The 17,441-nt window shown below is 62.2% G+C and carries 19 protein-coding genes; 8 read left to right on the top strand and 11 right to left on the bottom strand.

The window, feature by feature from the left end:
* Window positions 1-38: 38 nt before the first annotated feature.
* Window positions 39-767, top strand: a complete 729-nt coding sequence (locus RAN53_RS13545; RefSeq protein WP_305797346.1) for a YebC/PmpR family DNA-binding transcriptional regulator — start codon at window positions 39-41, stop codon at window positions 765-767.
* A gap of 102 nt (window positions 768-869) precedes the next feature.
* Here RAN53_RS13545 and RAN53_RS13550 read toward each other — a convergent pair whose 3' ends face one another.
* The 3 genes from RAN53_RS13550 to dbpA form a co-directional block, all read right to left on the bottom strand.
* Entirely contained in the window at window positions 870-1,115 is a 246-nt protein-coding gene (locus tag RAN53_RS13550; RefSeq protein ID WP_305797347.1) for a hypothetical protein, read from the bottom strand.
* A gap of 252 nt (window positions 1,116-1,367) precedes the next feature.
* Window positions 1,368-2,270, bottom strand: coding sequence for a PA4780 family RIO1-like protein kinase (locus RAN53_RS13555; RefSeq protein ID WP_305797348.1), 903 nt, complete (start codon window positions 2,268-2,270; stop codon window positions 1,368-1,370).
* Between the two features lie 41 nt (window positions 2,271-2,311).
* Window positions 2,312-3,715 (bottom strand): ATP-dependent RNA helicase DbpA, encoded by a 1,404-nt coding sequence (gene dbpA / locus RAN53_RS13560; protein WP_305797349.1) that lies wholly within the window; start codon window positions 3,713-3,715, stop codon window positions 2,312-2,314.
* A 382-nt stretch (window positions 3,716-4,097) separates the two neighbouring features.
* On the opposite strand from dbpA, the gene RAN53_RS13565 reads away from it, so the two are divergent.
* Window positions 4,098-5,306 (top strand): sensor domain-containing diguanylate cyclase, encoded by a 1,209-nt coding sequence (locus RAN53_RS13565; protein WP_305797350.1) that lies wholly within the window; start codon window positions 4,098-4,100, stop codon window positions 5,304-5,306.
* A gap of 115 nt (window positions 5,307-5,421) precedes the next feature.
* Here RAN53_RS13565 and RAN53_RS13570 read toward each other — a convergent pair whose 3' ends face one another.
* A complete protein-coding gene (locus tag RAN53_RS13570; RefSeq protein WP_305797351.1) occupies window positions 5,422-5,814 on the bottom strand; it encodes an HIT family protein in 393 nt (130 codons plus the stop codon).
* 148 nt (window positions 5,815-5,962) lie between these two features.
* Between RAN53_RS13570 and RAN53_RS13575 the strand changes: the two genes are divergently transcribed.
* The 3 genes from RAN53_RS13575 to RAN53_RS13585 all read left to right on the top strand — a co-directional run bounded on the left by RAN53_RS13575 (window position 5,963) and on the right by RAN53_RS13585 (window position 7,906).
* Window positions 5,963-6,280: a hypothetical protein gene (locus tag RAN53_RS13575; RefSeq protein WP_305797454.1), complete on the top strand. Its 318-nt coding sequence runs from the start codon at window positions 5,963-5,965 to the stop codon at window positions 6,278-6,280.
* A 126-nt stretch (window positions 6,281-6,406) separates the two neighbouring features.
* On the top strand, window positions 6,407-7,300 hold the full coding sequence (locus RAN53_RS13580) for a S66 peptidase family protein (RefSeq protein WP_305797352.1): 894 nt from the start codon (window positions 6,407-6,409) through the stop codon (window positions 7,298-7,300).
* 270 nt (window positions 7,301-7,570) lie between these two features.
* On the top strand, window positions 7,571-7,906 hold the full coding sequence (locus RAN53_RS13585; protein WP_305797353.1) for a septal ring lytic transglycosylase RlpA family protein: 336 nt from the start codon (window positions 7,571-7,573) through the stop codon (window positions 7,904-7,906).
* Here the strand turns inward: RAN53_RS13585 and RAN53_RS13590 are convergent.
* Window positions 7,899-8,531 (bottom strand): LysE/ArgO family amino acid transporter, encoded by a 633-nt coding sequence (locus tag RAN53_RS13590; RefSeq protein WP_305797354.1) that lies wholly within the window; start codon window positions 8,529-8,531, stop codon window positions 7,899-7,901. The two genes, RAN53_RS13585 and RAN53_RS13590, sit on opposite strands and share 8 nt — an antisense overlap.
* 138 nt (window positions 8,532-8,669) lie before the next feature.
* Here RAN53_RS13590 and RAN53_RS13595 point away from each other — a divergent pair, with 138 nt between their 5' ends.
* The gene (locus tag RAN53_RS13595) at window positions 8,670-9,539 is read left to right on the top strand and encodes a LysR family transcriptional regulator ArgP (protein ID WP_305797355.1); all 870 of its coding nucleotides are present in this window, start codon (window positions 8,670-8,672) and stop codon (window positions 9,537-9,539) included.
* Between the two features lie 12 nt (window positions 9,540-9,551).
* Here the strand turns inward: RAN53_RS13595 and yghU are convergent, their stop codons facing one another.
* Window positions 9,552-10,427: a glutathione-dependent disulfide-bond oxidoreductase gene (gene yghU / locus RAN53_RS13600; RefSeq protein WP_305797356.1), complete on the bottom strand. Its 876-nt coding sequence runs from the start codon at window positions 10,425-10,427 to the stop codon at window positions 9,552-9,554.
* Window positions 10,428-10,693: 266 nt separating this feature from the next.
* Here yghU and RAN53_RS13605 point away from each other — a divergent pair, with 266 nt between their 5' ends.
* A complete protein-coding gene (locus RAN53_RS13605; RefSeq protein ID WP_305797357.1) occupies window positions 10,694-11,230 on the top strand; it encodes a GspH/FimT family pseudopilin in 537 nt (178 codons plus the stop codon).
* Window positions 11,231-11,245: 15 nt separating this feature from the next.
* Here the strand turns inward: RAN53_RS13605 and RAN53_RS13610 are convergent, their stop codons facing one another.
* From RAN53_RS13610 to RAN53_RS13630, 5 genes are read right to left on the bottom strand one after another with little or no spacing between them, the layout of a single operon-like run.
* Window positions 11,246-13,177, bottom strand: coding sequence for a PilX N-terminal domain-containing pilus assembly protein (locus RAN53_RS13610; protein ID WP_305797358.1), 1,932 nt, complete (start codon window positions 13,175-13,177; stop codon window positions 11,246-11,248).
* A 16-nt stretch (window positions 13,178-13,193) separates the two neighbouring features.
* Window positions 13,194-13,988, bottom strand: a complete 795-nt coding sequence (locus RAN53_RS13615) for a PilW family protein (protein WP_305797359.1) — start codon at window positions 13,986-13,988, stop codon at window positions 13,194-13,196.
* A gap of 42 nt (window positions 13,989-14,030) precedes the next feature.
* Entirely contained in the window at window positions 14,031-14,657 is a 627-nt protein-coding gene (locus RAN53_RS13620) for a prepilin-type N-terminal cleavage/methylation domain-containing protein (protein WP_305797360.1), read from the bottom strand.
* Entirely contained in the window at window positions 14,657-15,127 is a 471-nt protein-coding gene (locus tag RAN53_RS13625) for a Tfp pilus assembly protein FimT/FimU (protein ID WP_305797361.1), read from the bottom strand. The genes RAN53_RS13620 and RAN53_RS13625 overlap by 1 nt, the downstream gene beginning before the upstream one ends.
* Window positions 15,099-15,614, bottom strand: a complete 516-nt coding sequence (locus RAN53_RS13630) for a type IV pilin protein (protein ID WP_305797362.1) — start codon at window positions 15,612-15,614, stop codon at window positions 15,099-15,101. Before RAN53_RS13630 ends, RAN53_RS13625 begins: the two co-directional genes overlap by 29 nt.
* Window positions 15,615-15,914: 300 nt before the next feature.
* Between RAN53_RS13630 and RAN53_RS13635 the strand changes: the two genes are divergently transcribed.
* On the top strand, window positions 15,915-17,156 hold the full coding sequence (locus RAN53_RS13635; protein ID WP_305797363.1) for an OmpP1/FadL family transporter: 1,242 nt from the start codon (window positions 15,915-15,917) through the stop codon (window positions 17,154-17,156).
* Window positions 17,157-17,441: the final 285 nt, after the last annotated feature.

Here is a 17,441-nt window from a genome sequence, read left to right on the forward strand (position 1 = left end):
CCAGCCACATCACATGTTGAACGCAACGGGACAACGATATGGGTAGGGCCTTCCAGAACCGCAAGGAATCCATGGCCAAGACGGCCGACGCCAAGACCAAGGTGTACAGCAAGTATGGCCGGGAAATCTACGTGGTCGCCAAGCAGGGCGGCACCGACCCCGCCGGCAACCTGAGCCTGCGCGGGCTGATCGAGCGCGCCAAGAAGGACCAGGTGCCCTCTCACGTCATCGATAAGGCGCTGGACAAGGCCAGCGGCGTGGGCGGTGAGGACTTCTCCCCGGCCCGCTATGAGGGCTTCGGCCCGGGCAACGTGATGGTCATCGTCGACTGCCTGACCGACAACCCCAACCGTACCTTCGGCGACGTGCGTGGCTGCTTCACCAAGACCAAGAGCAAGATCGGCACCCCAGGCAGCGTCAGCCACATGTTCGACCACTGCGCCATCCTGGCCTTCCAGGGCAGCGATGAGGAAGCGGTGCTCGAGGCGCTGATGGAGGCCGATGTCGACGTCACCGACATCGAGAACGAGGCGGGCCGGATCACCGTCTTCGCACCACATACCGAGTACGCCAAGGCCAAGCAGACGCTGCTCGACGCCTTCGGGGAGCTCGATTTCGAGGTGGACGAGATCCAGTTCGTGCCCCAGACCACCACGCCCATCGAAGGCGACGACGTGGCGATGTTCGAGAAGTTTCTCGACATGCTCAACGAGTTGGACGACGTGCAGAACGTCTTCCACAACGCCGAAATTGCTAGTGAAGCCTAAGGCACCTCAACGCCCCGCGCTGTCTTGAAGACAGCGGCTCCACACGACAACGGCCGGCCACCCTGGCCGGCCGTTGTCGTGGTGCATGGCTTGAATGGTGTGTCAGTCACGCGTTCCCACGGGAACCATCAGGTGCTGGTAGTCCGTGCCCTTCCACATCACGTAGGGCCCCCCATTGTGTGGATCGGTCGGGTAGGCCTCGAGCAGTTCCGCCGGGGCGATGAGCATCAGGTGTGGCCCCTCGACGACCCACTCATTGTCGTCCGTGGGACCCTCGGCGTAGGGGTCGATATTGCTCGCCCCCTCATCACCGGCCAGCCTCGTCATACCACCATTGAGCTTGATCATTGTCGTCGTCCTCCCAGTGCGGGAGGGAGCATCGCGGCGGTGGCCACGCTATCCATCAGGTCATCGCTAGCAGGGCATACGCCCTCCCGGAACTCCGGAGTCCTCCCTTGACCGCGTGATTTTCCAATAGTGCATCTCACAGTACAGCACCATGGCCCTGTGGCCGCCAGGCGGAAAGGCAATATCCGTTGAGCGGGTCAGGCGGGATCATCTCACAGCGCCGATACCTTATCGATCGAGAGGGCGCCGGGTTCAGCGCCCCTTCTGGGACTCGTGCCACTCCTCGGCGGCTTCCTCCACGCCGGGCTCGTCGCCGCGGTTGAGGGCCGCCTGGCGCTGGGCCTCCTCGTCGCGCACGTCGTCGATCACCGTCATCAGCTCGTCGACATCGACGGGGGTGGTGTCGTGCACGAAGCGACCGGTGAGGCGACTCTCCGGGTGCAGCTCACCGGCCTCATAGAGTGCCCAGATCTCCTTGCCGTAGTCCGTGGCCAGCAGCTCGGGGGCGAAGCGCCCGAAGTAGCGGCGCATGTTGTCCACGTCGCGCTCGAACATCCACTCGGCGCTGTTGTTGCCGGCGGCGTCCACCGCCTGGGGCAGGTCGATGATCACCGGACCGTCGGCGGCCAGCAGCACGTTGAACTCGGAGAGGTCGCCGTGGATCAGGCCGGCACACAGCATCTTGACCACGTCGGCGAGGATCTTGGCGTAATGCTCGCGGGCCTCCTCGGCGCTCAGGGTCACGTCATCCAGGCGCGGGGCGGTCAGCCCCTCGGCATCACTGATCATCTCCATCAGCAGCACGCCGTCGATGAAGCCGTAGGGCTTGGGCACCCGCACATCCGCCGCGGCTAGCCGGTAGAGGGCATCGACCTCGGCGTTGAGCCAGGCCTGCTCCTGCTCCTTCTGGCCGTAGCGGGTCTTCTTGGCCATCGCCCGGGAACGGCGGCTGTTGCGTTCACGCCGGCCCTCCTGGTACTGCACGGCCTGCTTGAAGCTGCGCTGCTTGGCCTCCTTGAAGACCTTGGCGCAGCGTCGCTCCCCATGGGAACGCACCACATAGACCTGGGCCTCCTTGCCGCTCATCAGCTGGCTCTCGACCGCCTCGATCAGGCCGTCGTCCACCAGCGGCTGCAGTCGCTTGGGTATCTTCATCTATTCTCCCGGTAGTGCCGAACCGTGTTGCCGAGTGGGGGTCAGCGGCTGATGCGCCGGGCGCGAAAGCTGCGCCCCTTGATCCTGCCATTGGCCAGCCGCTCGAGGGCCTGATCGGCCACCTCGCGTCGCACGGCCACGTAGGCACTGTTGGCCAGCACCTTGATCTTGCCCACCTGGTCGCCGGCCAGGCCCGCCTCGCCGGTCAGCGCACCGAGGATGTCGCCGGGGCGCACCTTGTGCTTCTTGCCGCCGCCGATCTGCAGGGTCGCCATGGGCGGCACCAGGGGTTCGCGGGCGAGCACCGCGCGCGACGGCAGGCTGGCCTCCTCCAGGGGCTCGCCGAGAAAGTCGGTGAGGCGCGCCAGCCGGTAATCCTCGCCCTGACCGACCAGGGTGCAGGCGATCCCGGCGCTGCCCGCCCGGCCGGTACGCCCGACCCGGTGCACGTGCACCTCCAGGTCCCGGGCGATGTGGTAGTTGAACACCGCATCCAGCTCGGCGATATCGAGCCCGCGGGCGGCCACATCGGTGGCCACCAGGATCGAGGCGCTGCGGTTGGCGAACAGCACCAGCAGCCGGTCGCGGTCGGGCTGTTCCAGGTCGCCGTGCAGCGCCAGCGCGCCGAAGCCCGCCGCGTTCAACGCCTGGGCCACTTCGTCGGTCTCGCGCTTGGTGTTGCAGAACACCACGCTGGACACCGGGCGGAAGTGCAGCAGCAGCCGGCACAGCCCCTCCAGGCGCGCCTCGTCGCCATCATTCACCCGGTAGACCCGCTCGTGGATGCTGCTGGCGTTGTGGGTCTCGGCCACTTCCACCGTCACCGGTTCGCGGGTCTGCGCCTCGGCCAAGGGCCGCACGGCGTCGGAGAAGGTCGCGCTGAACAGCAGCGTCTGGCGACTGGCCGGGGTCCCGGCGACGATCGCTTCCAGGCTCGCCTGGAAGCCCATGTCGAGCATGCGATCGGCCTCGTCCAGCACCAGGGTCGCCAGCCCATCCAGCCGGAGTGAGCCCTTGCGCAGGTGCTCCTCCACCCGGCCCGGGGTACCCACGACGATATGCGCACCGTGCTCCAGGGAGGCGAGCTGCGGGCCGAAGGGCGCGCCGCCGCACAGGGTCAGCACCTTGACGTTGGGCAGGCTGCGCGCCAGCCGGCGCAGCTCGCCGGCCACCTGGTCGGCGAGCTCGCGGGTCGGGCAGAGCACCAGCCCCTGCACCCGAAAGCTGGAGAGCTCGAGTCGCGAGAGCAGCCCCAGGCCGAAGGCGGCGGTCTTGCCGGAGCCCGTCTTCGCCTGGGCGATCACGTCGCGGCCGGCCAGGATCGGCGGCAGGCTCTCGGCCTGGATCGGCGTCATGGCGGTGAAGCCCAGAGAAGCCAGGTTATCGAGCAGCTCCGGCGCCAGCGGCAGCGCGGCGAAGGCGGTATCGGAAGAGGTATCAGACAAGGAAACATCCTGCAGAAAGCGGCCACCGGGAACAGCGGGCGAGCCAGGGTCGTAAGCGAGCGACGGCGAAGGCCGAGCGGCGTGAGCCGGGGAAGCGGAAAAACGGAAGACCTGCAGGATAACAGAAAGCCAACGGCCACGCTGCGCCGTTGTGGGAGCAGGATGTATCGGCGCTAGCGGTGGTACTGAAGAGGCCAGGCGCCGCCATCATCGAGGCATGGAATCGGCGGGGGCTGGGCTCCCCAAAGGGGCGGCTGCGGCTCTGCTATGATGGGCGCTTAACTATAAACAAAAACCCCGTGCACAACGCCCCATGCACAAAGCCCCATGCACAAAGCCCAATGCCCCCGAGCGCTTCGGGGCCCTGAAAAGTTGCCGTGTCATGCCAAAGCCAGCCGACGAGAGCCCAGCCCCCACGCCACAGCGCCGCCAGCCCACCCCCAGCCCGCCCTTCATGACCCCCCGCGCCAGCGGGGAGTTGCGCGCCAACCTTACCTCGATCCGCGATACCTTCAGCAACCGCCACCATTCGCTGGACTTCGCCTACTCCCATGCCCACTACCTGCGCAACCGGGTGCTGGCCGTGGGCGTTATCTTCCTGCTGCTCTCCCCGCTGTGGGCCCTGGTGGATGCGGTGATGCTGCCGCGCGAACTGCTCGATACCACCCTGATGGGCCGCGGCCTGCTGCTGGCGGGGCTGGCCGGTGTGCTGCTGCTGGCCAAGCTCAGCCGCGAGCGGATCGGGCGCATTCGCCTGAGTGCCGGCCTGCTGCTGGCGCTGCCGGCGGCCTTCTATGCGCTGATCCTGATCCTGCTGCCCAACGACGAGGTCGTGCGCCTGGCGGGCTATGCCTTCATCCCTTTCCTGCTGGTGGCCGCGCTGAGCATCTTTCCCTTCACCCTGGTCGAGTCGCTTGCCGCCGGCATCGCCCTGCTCTGGCTGCTGGCCTTCGCCCAGATGGTCGACGGCAGCTGGCTGACCCCGGCGGGGCTCGAGGGCCTATGGCTGCTCGCCAGCCTGCTGGTGGTCTCCCTGGCGGCCAACCACTTCCAGCTCAGCCTGCTGATGCGGGTCTACCGCCAGGCCACCCACGCCCCCCTCACCGGGCTGCTCAACCGCGGCGCACTGAACCTGCACCTGAACAAGCTCCAGGCCTGGCGCCACGCGGAGGACGCGGGGGGCAACCCCCCGGCGTGTGCGGTGCTGATGATGGATATCGACCACTTCAAGAAGATCAACGACACCCACGGCCACTCCGTAGGCGACCTGATACTGAGCGAATTCGCCCGCGTGGTGACGGCACAGACTCGCACCGACGACTGCGTGGCCCGCTACGGCGGCGAGGAGTTCGTGGTGCTGCTCCTCAATGCCGACCGCGCCCGGGCCCAGGACGTGGCGGAGCGCATCCGCGAGGCCGTCGAGCGGCACCATTTCCCCGACCATGACCATCAGCGCGTGCCGGTCACCACCAGCATCGGCGTGGCCGGCCTGCAGGATGATGAAGCGCCGCAGCAGGCCCTGGAGCGCGCCGACGCCGCCCTCTATCGCGCCAAGGAGGCGGGACGCAACCGGGTCATGAACGCGGCCTGAGCGGCAACGCGACCGATAGCAACGACGACGTCGTCGCGCTAGACGACCTGGTCGAGTCCATCAACCATCAAGGTAGTCGAGCCGGGCCTTCGCGATACCGCTGTCTTGCCTGGTCTCAGCCCAGGGCGACGCGAATCTTCTCGGCGGTCGCCGCCAGCTCGGCCGGCTCGGCCATGGGCAGGTTCTCCACCTGGATATCGCTCATCGCATCCAGCGGCGTCAGGTGGACATGCACATGGGGCACCTCCAGGCCGACGATCAGCATGCCCACGCGCTGGCAGGGGAAGGCCTGCTTGATCGCCTTGGCCAGGCGCCGCGACACCGTCATCAGGTGCTGATAGAGCGGCTCGGGCAGGTCATCCCAGTGGTCGACCTCCGCGCGGGGAATCACCAGCACGTGGCCGGGCTTCATCGGCTGGATGGTCATGATGACCACGCACTGGTCATCCTCGTGCACGAAGTGCCCCGGGATCTCGCCCTGGATGATGCGGGTAAAGATGCTGGCCATGGTGCCCTCCTGGCGATAGCGGGTAAGTAATGACTAACGTCGACTGTAGCGACGGCGGCGATCCGGTATGCTGGTCGAGGCAGTACCGCATGACCAAGGAGCAGAATACACGATCGATCATTCAATCCAAGCCAGCACGGAGGTTCACATGAAGGTCTATAAACCTGAATGGCGGTGCACGTTTAGCGTAAACGAAGGCGCGGATGACACGGCCGGCTGGAAGGAGCGGATCGCCTGGCAACTGCGCGACCTCGCCGACCGGCTGGAAGGTGGCGGCAGGACCCTGAAGATCGACTGCGATGTGGTCCCGGCGGTGAGCCGGGAGGATGTGGATACCTGTCTCGGCAAGGGCTTCGCCGTGACCCAGGGGCTGCTCACCCAGCTCGCTCACCAGGCGGCCTGCGAAGACGTGATGCGCGATGCCAAGGCAGAGCTGTTCGAGGAGGAGGGCGCCTCGCGACACTGAGGCCTCCCGCTCCTTCCACACCCCGGGCCTGCGCTCGGGGTGTTTTCGTTTCACGCCGGCGGCCGGGATGCGCGGCGGCCACAGGCATGGCATCCTCGGGGCCTCCACCCCCGCCGGACCCGCCCCATGTCGCTCGCCATCAGCCTGATCGCCCCCTCATCCATCACCGACGACGCCGCCGTGGCGCGCGGCATCCGGGGGCTGGAATCGCTGGGCGTCAGGGTCCACTGCCCCGAACCGCTGCAGCGGCCCTGCCGCTACCTGGCCGGCTCCCGCGCGTGGCGCCTGGACCAGCTGCATGCCGCCTACGACGACCCCGAGACCCAGGCGGTGTGGGCGATCCGCGGCGGCTACGGCGCCGCCCAGCTGCTCGACGGCATCGACTGGGCGCGGCTTTCCGCCAACCCCAAGCCGCTGGTCGGCTATTCCGACGTCACCGTGCTGCTCGACCACTGGCATCGCCACGGCCTGCCGGCCATCCACGGCCAGGTGGTCAAGGCCGCCGGCGGCCTGCTCGACGCCAGTAGCGACGGGGAGGAACGCGAGGCACTGCGGCGCCAGCTCCGCGAGACCCTGGCGCTGATCGACGGCCCCACCGCCCTCGACTACCCTCTCTCCGCCTGGGGCGGGGCGCCCGATACGCTCGCGGGCCCCCTGGCCGGCGGCAACCTCACCACCCTGGCCAGCCTGGTGGGCACCCCCGCCGCCTTCCATGCCCCGCCCGGCGCGCTGGTGATCCTCGAGGATGTAGGCGAGCCCTGGTACCGCCTGGAGCGCGCGCTCTGGCAGCTGGTGCAGGGCGGTGCCCTGGACCGGGCCGCCGCGGTGTGCCTGGGCACCTTCGAGGGCTGCCCGCCCTGGGGCAACGAACGGCTCGAGGCGATCCTCGCCGAGACCCTGGCGCCGCTGAGCCTGCCGCTCTACCACGGCCTGCCCGTCGGCCATGGGCTGCACAACCGCCCCTGGCGCTACGGCGCCATCGGGCATATCGGCCAGGGCCGACTCGTCGTGGCGGGCTGACGCCAGAGCCAACGAAGACCGGCCCGGCGCCCTGCGGGAGAGTCCTTGCATAAGTTTGTCGCGATCTAGCGCCCATCGTCGCCCATCTTCGAGATCGCTTGCGTGGCCGCCGGTGAGTGGTTACTATTTGTGCAACGCAGCGGGAGGCAAACCCTGCCCCGCCCTGCATCGTGCTGACTCACGTGGCATCGTGAAAAGCACTCATCGCACAAGCGAACACGTGAGGAAACACCGATGGTAAGCCGAACGCCCCTGTTCCTGACCTGCTGTATGGCAGGCCTCCTGACCCTCGGCACTGTAACGACTGCCAGCGCCGAGACTCAGAAGGGATACGCCTCCTACTACGCCGACAAGTTCCAGGGCCGTACCACCGCCAGTGGCACGCCCTTCGACCAGAATCAGCTCACCGCCGCCCACCGCCACCTGCCCTTCGGCACCGAGGTGGTGGTGAAGCGCCCGGACACCGGCCAGGAGGTCAAGGTGGTGATCAATGACCGCGGCCCCTTCGTGAAGGGCCGCATCATCGACCTCTCCAAGCGTGCCGCCAAGAAGCTGGGCCTGCTCAACCGCGGCGTCGCCCCGGTGATGATCACCCAGATCAACTGATCCCCGCCATGGCGGGCGACATCCCTGGGCCGCTCGCCAGTTGAACCGCGATGGCGGCCATCATCACCCCGATGGCGCCATCGATGGCCCGCCACGCCGCCGGCTTCTTCAGCCACGGCGCCAGCGCCGCCCCGCCCCAGGCCAGCAGGCTGAACCACAGGATCGATGCCGACCCCGCCCCGGCTAGGAAGGCCGCGGTGCTGCTTTGCTGTGCCCCCACCGCCGGAATCAGCAGCAGGGTATCCAGGTAGACCTGGGGATTGAGCAGGGTCACCGCCAGGGTGGCCAGGATCACCCGACGCCGTCCCGGTGTCGCCACCGCCTCGCCATCCAGCCCCTGGCGCCCGGTGGCCGCCCGCCACAATGCCTGGGCGGCCAACCAGCCAAGAAACACCACCCCGGCCCAGCGCATCGCCTCCATGGCCTGGGGCACGGTCAGCAGCAGTGCCGAGACGCCAAGCATGCCCGCGCTGAACAGCAGCAGGTCGCTTACCATGCACAGCCCGGCCGACCACCACTGGTGCTGACGACGGATCGCCACCCCCAGCACATAGGCGTTCTGGGCGCCGATCGCCATGATGATCCCGCCGCACACCACCAGCCCGGTCAGGTAACTCTCCAGCATCTCCCTTGCTCCCGTCGCGTGTTCGATGGCGCTCAGCCTAGCCGATGCCGATCATGCGCAAAAATCATCCTGTTAATACAGCATCAGTTTTTCTTATGATCATGTTACAAGATCAAGGCACAACAAGGAGACCCTGCGATGCTGGACTACAAGCTGCTGGAGGCACTGACCGCGGTGGTGGAGTGCGGCGGCTTCGAGCGCGCCGGCGAGGCGCTGGGGCTGTCGCAGTCGGCGATCTCACAGCGTATCCGCTCGCTGGAGGTGCGCCTGGGCCAGCCGGTGCTGGTGCGCACCCCGGCCCTGGCGCCTACGCCGGTGGGCCGGCGACTGCTCAACCACGCCCGGCGCGTGCAGCTGCTGGAGCGTGACCTGCGCCAGGCACTGCCAACACTTACGAGCGAGGCCCCGCGATTGCGCATCGCGGTGAACGCCGACAGCCTGGCTACCTGGTGGGCCCAGGCCATCGGCCCGCTGTGTCGGGAGGAAGGCGTGGTGCTCGACCTGATAGTTGAGGACCAGGACGTCGGCCTGCGCCGACTGCGCGACGGCGACGTGGCCGCCTGCCTGTGTGCCAGCCCTCAGCCCGTTGCCGGCGCCCGCGCCCTGCCGCTGGGTCGCATGGGTTACCTGCCGCTGGCCACGCCCGCCTATCGCGAACGCCACTTTCCGGAGGGCCTCATGGAGGAAGCCTTGCGGCGCGCGCCTGCCATCGTCTTCGGGCCCCACGACCAGCTCCAGCACCGCTTCCTGGCCAGCTGCGGCTACCACGGCCCCTTCCCCTACCACCTCTGCCCCGCCTCCGAGGGCTTCGTCAGGCTGGCCCTGGCTGGCATGGGCTACGGCATGATCCCGCGGATGCAGATAGAAAGGCATCTGGCGCAAGGCGAGCTGGTCAGCATCGCCCCGGGGCAGGCACTGGAGGTCCCGCTCTACTGGCACAGCTGGCGCCACAGCGGGAAGCTGATCGAGCGGCTGACCGGCGCCCTGGGCGCGGTCAGCCTTACCTGAAGAGACGCGCGACTACTGGTCGGTGCCGATCTTGTCCTGGGTCTGCGTCTCGAAGTCGCTGGCAGCGTGCCGCTCATGGAGCTGCATCTCCGGCTCGCCGAAGGTGCGGTTGACCATGCGGCCGCGCTGTACCGCCGGGCGGGCATCGATCTCCCTGGCCCAGCGCTGCACGTGGGGGTACTCCTGCACCTGCAGGAACTCGCCGGCGTCGTAGAGCCGCCCCAGCACCAGCTGGCCGTACCAGGGCCAGTTGGCGATATCGGCGATGGTGTAGGTGTCGCCGGCCAGATAACGGTTATCGGCCAGGTGGCGATCCAGCACGTCGAGCTGGCGCTTGGTCTCCATGGCGTAGCGGTCGATGGGGTACTCGAGCTTCTCCGGCGCATAGGCGTAGAAGTGGCCGAAGCCACCACCCAGGAAGGGCACACTGCCCATCTGCCAGAACAGCCAGTTGAGGGTCTCGGTGCGGGTCGCGTGATCGGCCGGCAGGAACTCGCCGAACTTCTCCGCCAGGTAGAGCAGGATGGCGCCGGACTCGAACACCCGGGTCGGCGGCTGGGTGGAGTGGTCCATCAGTGCCGGGATCTTGGAGTTGGGGTTCACCTCGACGAAGCCGCTGCCGAACTGGTCACCGTCGCCGATGCGGATCAGCCAGGCATCGTACTCGGCATCCTTGTGGCCCAGCGCCAGCAGCTCCTCGAACATCGCCGTGACCTTGACCCCGTTGGGCGTACCCATCGAGTAGAGCTGGAAGGGGTGCTCACCCACCGGGAGGGGCTTCTCGTGGGTGGCCCCGGCCACCGGGCGGTTGATGCTGGCGAAGGCGCCACCGCTGGGCTGCTCCCATTTCCACACCTTCGGCGGCACATACTGGTTCTGGTCGCTCATGCTGACTCCTGGTTGCGAAACCGCCCCGGCTATCGGCGGCGGCGTGTGAGGCTCCGACAAACGATAGCGGGTTAAGGTTTCGGATTCGAGCCAACAGTGGCGTTCGAGGAGTCGACGAACCACGTTGTTCACGCATATGCGTGGCGGAGAGCACTTACATCAGGTGTAGGAAAAAGCGGACAAACGGCCCCAAGGGCTTGGCTACGGTGAAAGAACCAAGTCACCAACTTCGCACCAAAGCAAGGAGACATCTCCGGGAGGGCCCCATGCGCCTCGCACCCCCACCCTGCCGCGGCACCCGCCGCACTCACACCGGCCTGACGCTGATCGAGCTGATCGTGGCCATCACCGTCGCCGCCATCCTCTTCACCTGGGCGATACCCAGCTTCCAGCGATTCAGTGCACGCAACGAAGTGGCGGCGGAGGTGATGCGGATCCGGACGGCGCTGCAGCTGGCCAAGAACACCGCGGTGACACGCCGCCGCGTCATCGCGGTCTGCCCCATCGCTTCGATGAGCGCCACCAAGTGCGAGAAGTACGACTGGTCGCTCCCCATCGCCATCATCGATGGGCACGCCACGGCGGGTGACCTGACCGGTGTAGAGATCCTGAAGGTGCTGGAGCCAAGCGGTGGCCCCAGCGTGACCTTCAATCGTGATTACCCTGTGAGATTCCAGTCGACTGGGTGGAGCCGAGGGCATAATGGGACATTCATCATTTGTGGAAAGAACAGTGCGGCGAGTTTCATCACACTAAGCAACATGGGCAAAGTGACGAGGGGCAGCGAAAAGAAGGCGTGCTAGCGCACGCCTTATGAGTCAATACTCTAACTTCTCTTTCCACCCTTCAGGTGTAGCTGAAATTGAAGACCCAACAACCCATGCGATCTGAGCATCTGGGGGTAAGAGATTGAATGCACCTTCAAGATCAGCACGATCGAACCTGACCTGAAAGTTCCCCCCACCACTTGCATCATAAATCGACTTCTGGCATTCAAACACCCCTGCCCCTGCTTCATCATGATCAAAGAAATAAGGAACGGAAAAAACGCTTCCATTAAAACCATTCACATCGCCGTTTCCTCCCCCTGACATATCGGAGTCCCCTAAAATTATAATAATCCCATTGAATGAGCTATTGGTACCCCAGTGAGCATCGCCGTCAATTAATAAGACTGCAGGATCTTGCCCATTACCGGCAGGACCAAACCCATTAGAAAAATTATAGGAAGACCTGGCAACACCGTCATCGATACCCGCAGGAATGTCGGGGTAGGTAGGCGTAACAAAAATGGGATTGCCATCACCATCCATAACTACATCACCACCATCATACTGATAATAAGATGAAGATTGAAGCAGCATAGCACCTGAAGAACTTGAAAAAACCACATCGCCTACTAAATCATAATACCCCTGAGAACTTGGGAAGTATTCCCCGTCAGGGTACCAAGGAGACGACAGCTCTCTACCCGAACTTTTGAAAAGAAAGTATTCTGATGCCGCCAATTCTTCGTCAGTGTTGGCAACCTTATAAAACTGACCTGACGTTTCACCACCAACCACTTCAACAGACACATCATAGGAAACACCATTCTCCTCAACTGCATCTGACAAAACCTGATCAGAAAGCGGCGAGGAGGAGAATGCGTAGGGTCCTTCTGCAAACTCTAGCGATCCGCCTGAACGTGCGTTTAAATAATGATGAGTATTGCTAGTAACAATATTTATTTTACCAGGCTGGTACTCAGAAATTTCAGCGCCTTCATCCAAGAAAACCACATCATCTCCGCCGTCCGAGAATATAGCGGATATGAATTTATGAAAACTCTCAGCTGACTCCAGCGCAGGAGCACCATACTTTGCCGCAACCCCACCCTTGAAATTACATAGCGCATTACTTCCCGCCCCTTTGCCATTGTCTTTGCAACCCTGCTTAGTTAAATCATAATTCACCTCATAGCTATCACCATCAACCGCGACGTATCCGGCAGCATGATAAACTGGATAGTCATCGTCAGAAGCCGTACTTTCATCCCATAGCATTGAACCATCTTGGTTCATGACCAAAACTTCATCTTGCGAAAAAATCGAGTCTGTAGAATAATAGCTATCCTCAGGATCCTCAGGGCGGTCTTTCAAATCAAGAATTTCAGCAACGATGAACCTAGCGCTGCTTCGTTCTCCTGCTGCTATCGCTGGTCGATACCTTTCCTCAGCATCAACATCTTCTTCACCTACGACAGCATCAGCATTTGAAGGGATGTCGAACGAGTTGGGACACATGAAGCTTAGAGGGCTATCAATATTAAGATCCACACCGACCTCAAAAACAATATCTCGCCGAGCCACTACGTCGGTTCCAGACATAACTTCGCCAATAGCCAACAGGTTAAGCTTGACTTGCCCGCCGCCAGCGGCCACGCCCTGCGATTCGAACCTGTAATAGGCTGATATGTCGTCGAGCAGGTTTCTACCCCCTCCAATTTCAATCCCGTCGGGCGATGCATTGCTAAGCAAATCCTCAAATGTACCTCCACCCAGCTCCAGCTCCAAGCTTCGCACGGAAGATGCAATTAATGAGGCAGCATATTCTGCTGCCATGTGAGCTCTCGTGGCAGCACGGTAATTCCCAGCCATTCCCTCTTCAATCCGCGAATTTTGCATACTAGAAATAGCCAGCAGCAACGCTACAACCAGGATCAAAAGGCTAGTCACTAACGCAACACCACCTTGATGACGATATTTCATGTATGCCTCCGGTCTATTAATCCCCAAACAACTCCCTAGCTACCACGGCATTGCGAGGAGTCACATGAAAGGAGAAGAAATTCCCAATATTACGCTGTCCAAATATTTTATTATCATCATCAAACATTACTTTTACACCCAGAATACTCTCATTTAGGGGAGGCTCGTCGGTGAAGGCGCTCACTGTCGTAGTTGGCGGATTATCAAGCATGCCCACTGAATACATGTTCACTTCTGGGTAGAAAAGATGAAAGCTTACTCTTACCCCCTCTTGCAATGACTGCACCGCCGAAGCCGTAGGATCTACTGAACACTTGAAACACATGGAAAGACTCGGGCCACCAGCATCCTCCACCGAAAAATAACGCACCTCTTGTAAATCACCGCTTGTGCAATAGGGATCATCAGGCCTCAAAGATTCGCCACCTTCTGAATAATCAATAATCAAAACACTAGCCTGCGTGTCGTCCCAACTTGTTGGCCCCAGCGGGGCTGAGTCGAAAGGGGGCGAGTCATCACCGGCTAGGCTTACCGAGCCACCCGTGCAATCTGCGATTGCTGGGTCATACCCCCCCCCCAATCCATTATCGTAGGGTTGTTCAAGAGAAGCTGCTGTCCGAACGTCTTGCGATATGGCATCTGAAAGGAACCGCACTACTTCCTGCCTCGCATTCAGCGATGACACAGTCGTGTAAGTATTCTTGATAGTACTAAAAAGCTGTATTGCTGCCGCTACAACAAGTAGCCCCAGCACCAAAGAAACCATCAACTCCACCAAGGTAAAACCGTAACAGACTTTCAGCTTTTTCATCATGAAACCCCAACCAGGAGACAGTAACAAAAATACTCACGACTAATACATAAGATAATCCAGAGGGCTTCCTGGCAGCCTGGCGCGATAAGTAAGCTCAGTTGAAGAACCTTCCAACCTACCCTCCCCCCAGTCGATAACAATTATGTAATCACATGAAATAAACGGAAAGTTTCCTGAATCATCACCGAAGGGGTCCCCACTGGGGAAAGGATAGTAATTATCTGTCTTGGACTCCACCTTGAAAGCCTTGACCCGAATAGATTGGTCATCCTTGACTACTCTCAGCCCAGGAATCTCAACATTAAACCACCATTCACCGCTGCCAGCCCCGTTTTCCTCAAAGGGATCAGGCAATAAGTGCCTGCCATCCTCACCACCTACACTAACATCCCCGTGCGTCGGGCATGCGACCTGCAACGGAGCAACCACATCGGCATCTGCAGATACAAGCTGTGTGGCCCACAGCAGTTCTTTAACATCTTGAGCTGCTAGGTTCGCCAAAGAAGACTCATACGCATGCTCCACACTTTTGAGAGCATTCAGTTGAAGCAGCGCAGTCCCCAGAAGACCCAAGGAGACGACAACGATAGATATCAAGACCTCAAGAAGGGTAAACCCTGTTTGCCTAAACGTTATCTCAGTAGAAAATCCTCTCCGACAACCCATTAGCTTTCTCCTAGGATCATGCCCGACGGCTCAATGGATAACTTCGATGGCTTCGCCCCTTCCCCAACTGACAAGTCAATTTCACAGCCTGCCCCCGAACAACTACTACGTCGACCAAGCGCATTGAAGCCTACGGAAAACGTCGTTGGCTCTAAAAAAACGCGCGCATCCCCCAAATTTCTGGATAGGATAACACTTCCACCTTGGCTGATGGACACCTCCAGCCCCGATACACTGCTGGCGATAGAAAAGACAGATTCACTCCTCTTGGTCACGGCAGAACTCCTGGCCTTATTAACAAGAGAAAGAATCTCATTGAACGTAGCGGCCTGATAATTTTTGGCAATCAAAGAACTAAAACTTGGCACAGCTATGGTTACAATAATAGCTGCCACTGCTATGACCATCACAAGCTCAATGAGCGTAAAACCTTTTAGCCTTCTACTTCCAGCATTCATCGACTTTCCCATCAGGCCCTTTTTTTCCTGTCTGATCAAGTGTAAAGCTTGGACATGCCGCGTCATCACCCTGAGGTGAGCCGCTAGATGGTGAGGCACTTATAGTGTAACTGGAAGCCATTGCCGACACGTCTACATCGTAATAATCTTCGGAAGAATCAATTATAACTTGTTCAGTGGCATTTAGAGCAGACACATCCATTCCCTGTATACAAGGCGAATATGTTGCAACACCACCTGAGGAGGTGGCATTGCTAATACGGTAGTCGTTGGTCACGGTGTAACAACGTTCCAGTTGCCCCGCTGTCTGCATCAGGCTGGACATGGCATCGGTACGCCGCGTCTTCTGCACGTAACTGGTGTAGCTCGGGTAGGCGATGGAGGCCAGAATCGCGACGATAGCTACCGCAATCATCAGTTCGATGAGGGTGAAGCCGGCGCTGCGCCGGGTGCTGCCTGTGGGGCCCTGGGGCCTGCGTCGGGTGCTCGGTTGGGTCACGCCGCGCGTCTCCATGGTTCGTTACATTCGGTTTCAGTATGTATCAAGAGTGGCCATCCGGATAGGGTGGCGAGGCAAAATGCCGCCGCCTGACAAGGGGGGTGCCTACAGTCTAGCCGCTGATGGGCGGCGACACACACCGGGCGAGGCGACCACCCGGGCTGAGCGCTCGCCGGGCCATCGGGCTGGGCCCATGGCGCAACATATTTTGATATATATGAATAACCATTAATCACTTTTCATTATAACCAGCCTCCGGTAGAAAGATCCCCACTATTACCCTCCCCCGACAGGCACACCATGAACCGGAAGCACACCCTCCTGCTGCTGGCGGCGCTGGCACCCGCCCAGGCGCTGGCCACCAACGGCTACTTCTCCCACGGCTACGGCACCATCAACCAGGGCATGGCCGGTGCCGGCACCGCTCTGGCCCAGGACAGCATCGCCGCGGCCACCAACCCGGCGGGCATGGCCTTCATCGGCGACCGCGCCGATATCGGCGCCGAGCTCTTCTCGCCGCGCAGGGAGTACTCGGTGGAGGGTGGAGGCCCCCAGAGCCAGGAGACTTTCTACCTGATGCCCGGCACCCGCGAGAGCGAGAACGAGGCCTTCGTGATCCCCAGCGCCGGCTACAACCGCCAGATAACCGAGCGTCAGACCCTGGGCGTCTCGATCTTCGCCAACGGCGGCATGAACACCGAGTACAGCGGTCGCGACATGGGCACCTTCGGCGCCGGCGAGGCCGGGGTGAACCTGGAGCAGTTGTTTATCGCGCCCACCTGGACGTGGAAGCTCAACGAGGACCACGCCTTCGGCGTCTCACCGGTGATCGCCTACCAGCGCTTCTCTGCCGAGGGGCTGGGCAACTTCGCCCAGATGTCCTCGGACCCGAGCAGCCTCACCAACAATGGCACCGACGACGCCTGGGGCTACGGCTTCCAGCTCGGCTGGCAGGGCCAGCTCACCGATGATCTGCGCGGCGGCCTGAGCTGGCGCAAGGTGCTGAAGATGGAGGAGTTCGACGACTACCGTGGACTCTTCGCCGAGCAGGGCGATTTCGACATCCCGCAGATGTTCCACGCCGGCCTGGCCTGGTCGGGCATCGAGGATCACTGGCTGCTGCTGGACGTTCAGCATATCCGCTACAGCGAGATCAACAGCGTGGGCAATCACTTCGATCCCACTACCCGTCTGGGTGACGACAACGGCTCGGGCTTCGGCTGGGACGACATGACGGTGGTGAAGCTGGGCTGGCAGTGGCAGCAGAATGCCGATCACACCTGGCGCGCCGGGGTGAGCTATGGCGAGCAGCCGATCCCCGACAGCGAGGTGCTGTTCAATATCCTCGCCCCCGGGGTTCAGCAGTGGCATATCACCGGCGGCTTCACCCGCCAGATCGCCGATGGCCTGGAGCTCTCCGGCATGGCCTTCTACTCGCCGGAGGAGACTGTGCGCGGCGAGAACCCCATGGGGCCGGGCCAGGAGATCGAGCTCAGCATGCGCCAGATGGGCGCAGCGGTAAGCCTGGGGTGGCGGTTCTGATTATGCCAGCTTGTCCCAGGGGCGCCTGGCGGCGCCAGTCGCGATGCGGAGCATCCCTCTTACTAAGGAATTGCCACGGGCGCCTGACGGCGCCTTGCCGCTACGCGGCATTCGCCCGGCAAAGCCGGCCTCCCACAAGAAGCGTTTCGCCCGGGGAACCCTGGCTCCCACAAGGAGGGCTCTCATCGCCGTGCGGATGCGCGACGAGACCCTCGGCACCCTCACAGCAACGCCGCCGTCATCTACATGACGGCGGCGTTCGCTTTACTGCCCTTCCTGCTTTTT

Origin of the sequence: Halomonas sp. SSL-5 (assembly GCF_030708455.1) — a bacterium.
GTDB lineage: Bacteria > Pseudomonadota > Gammaproteobacteria > Pseudomonadales > Halomonadaceae > Halomonas.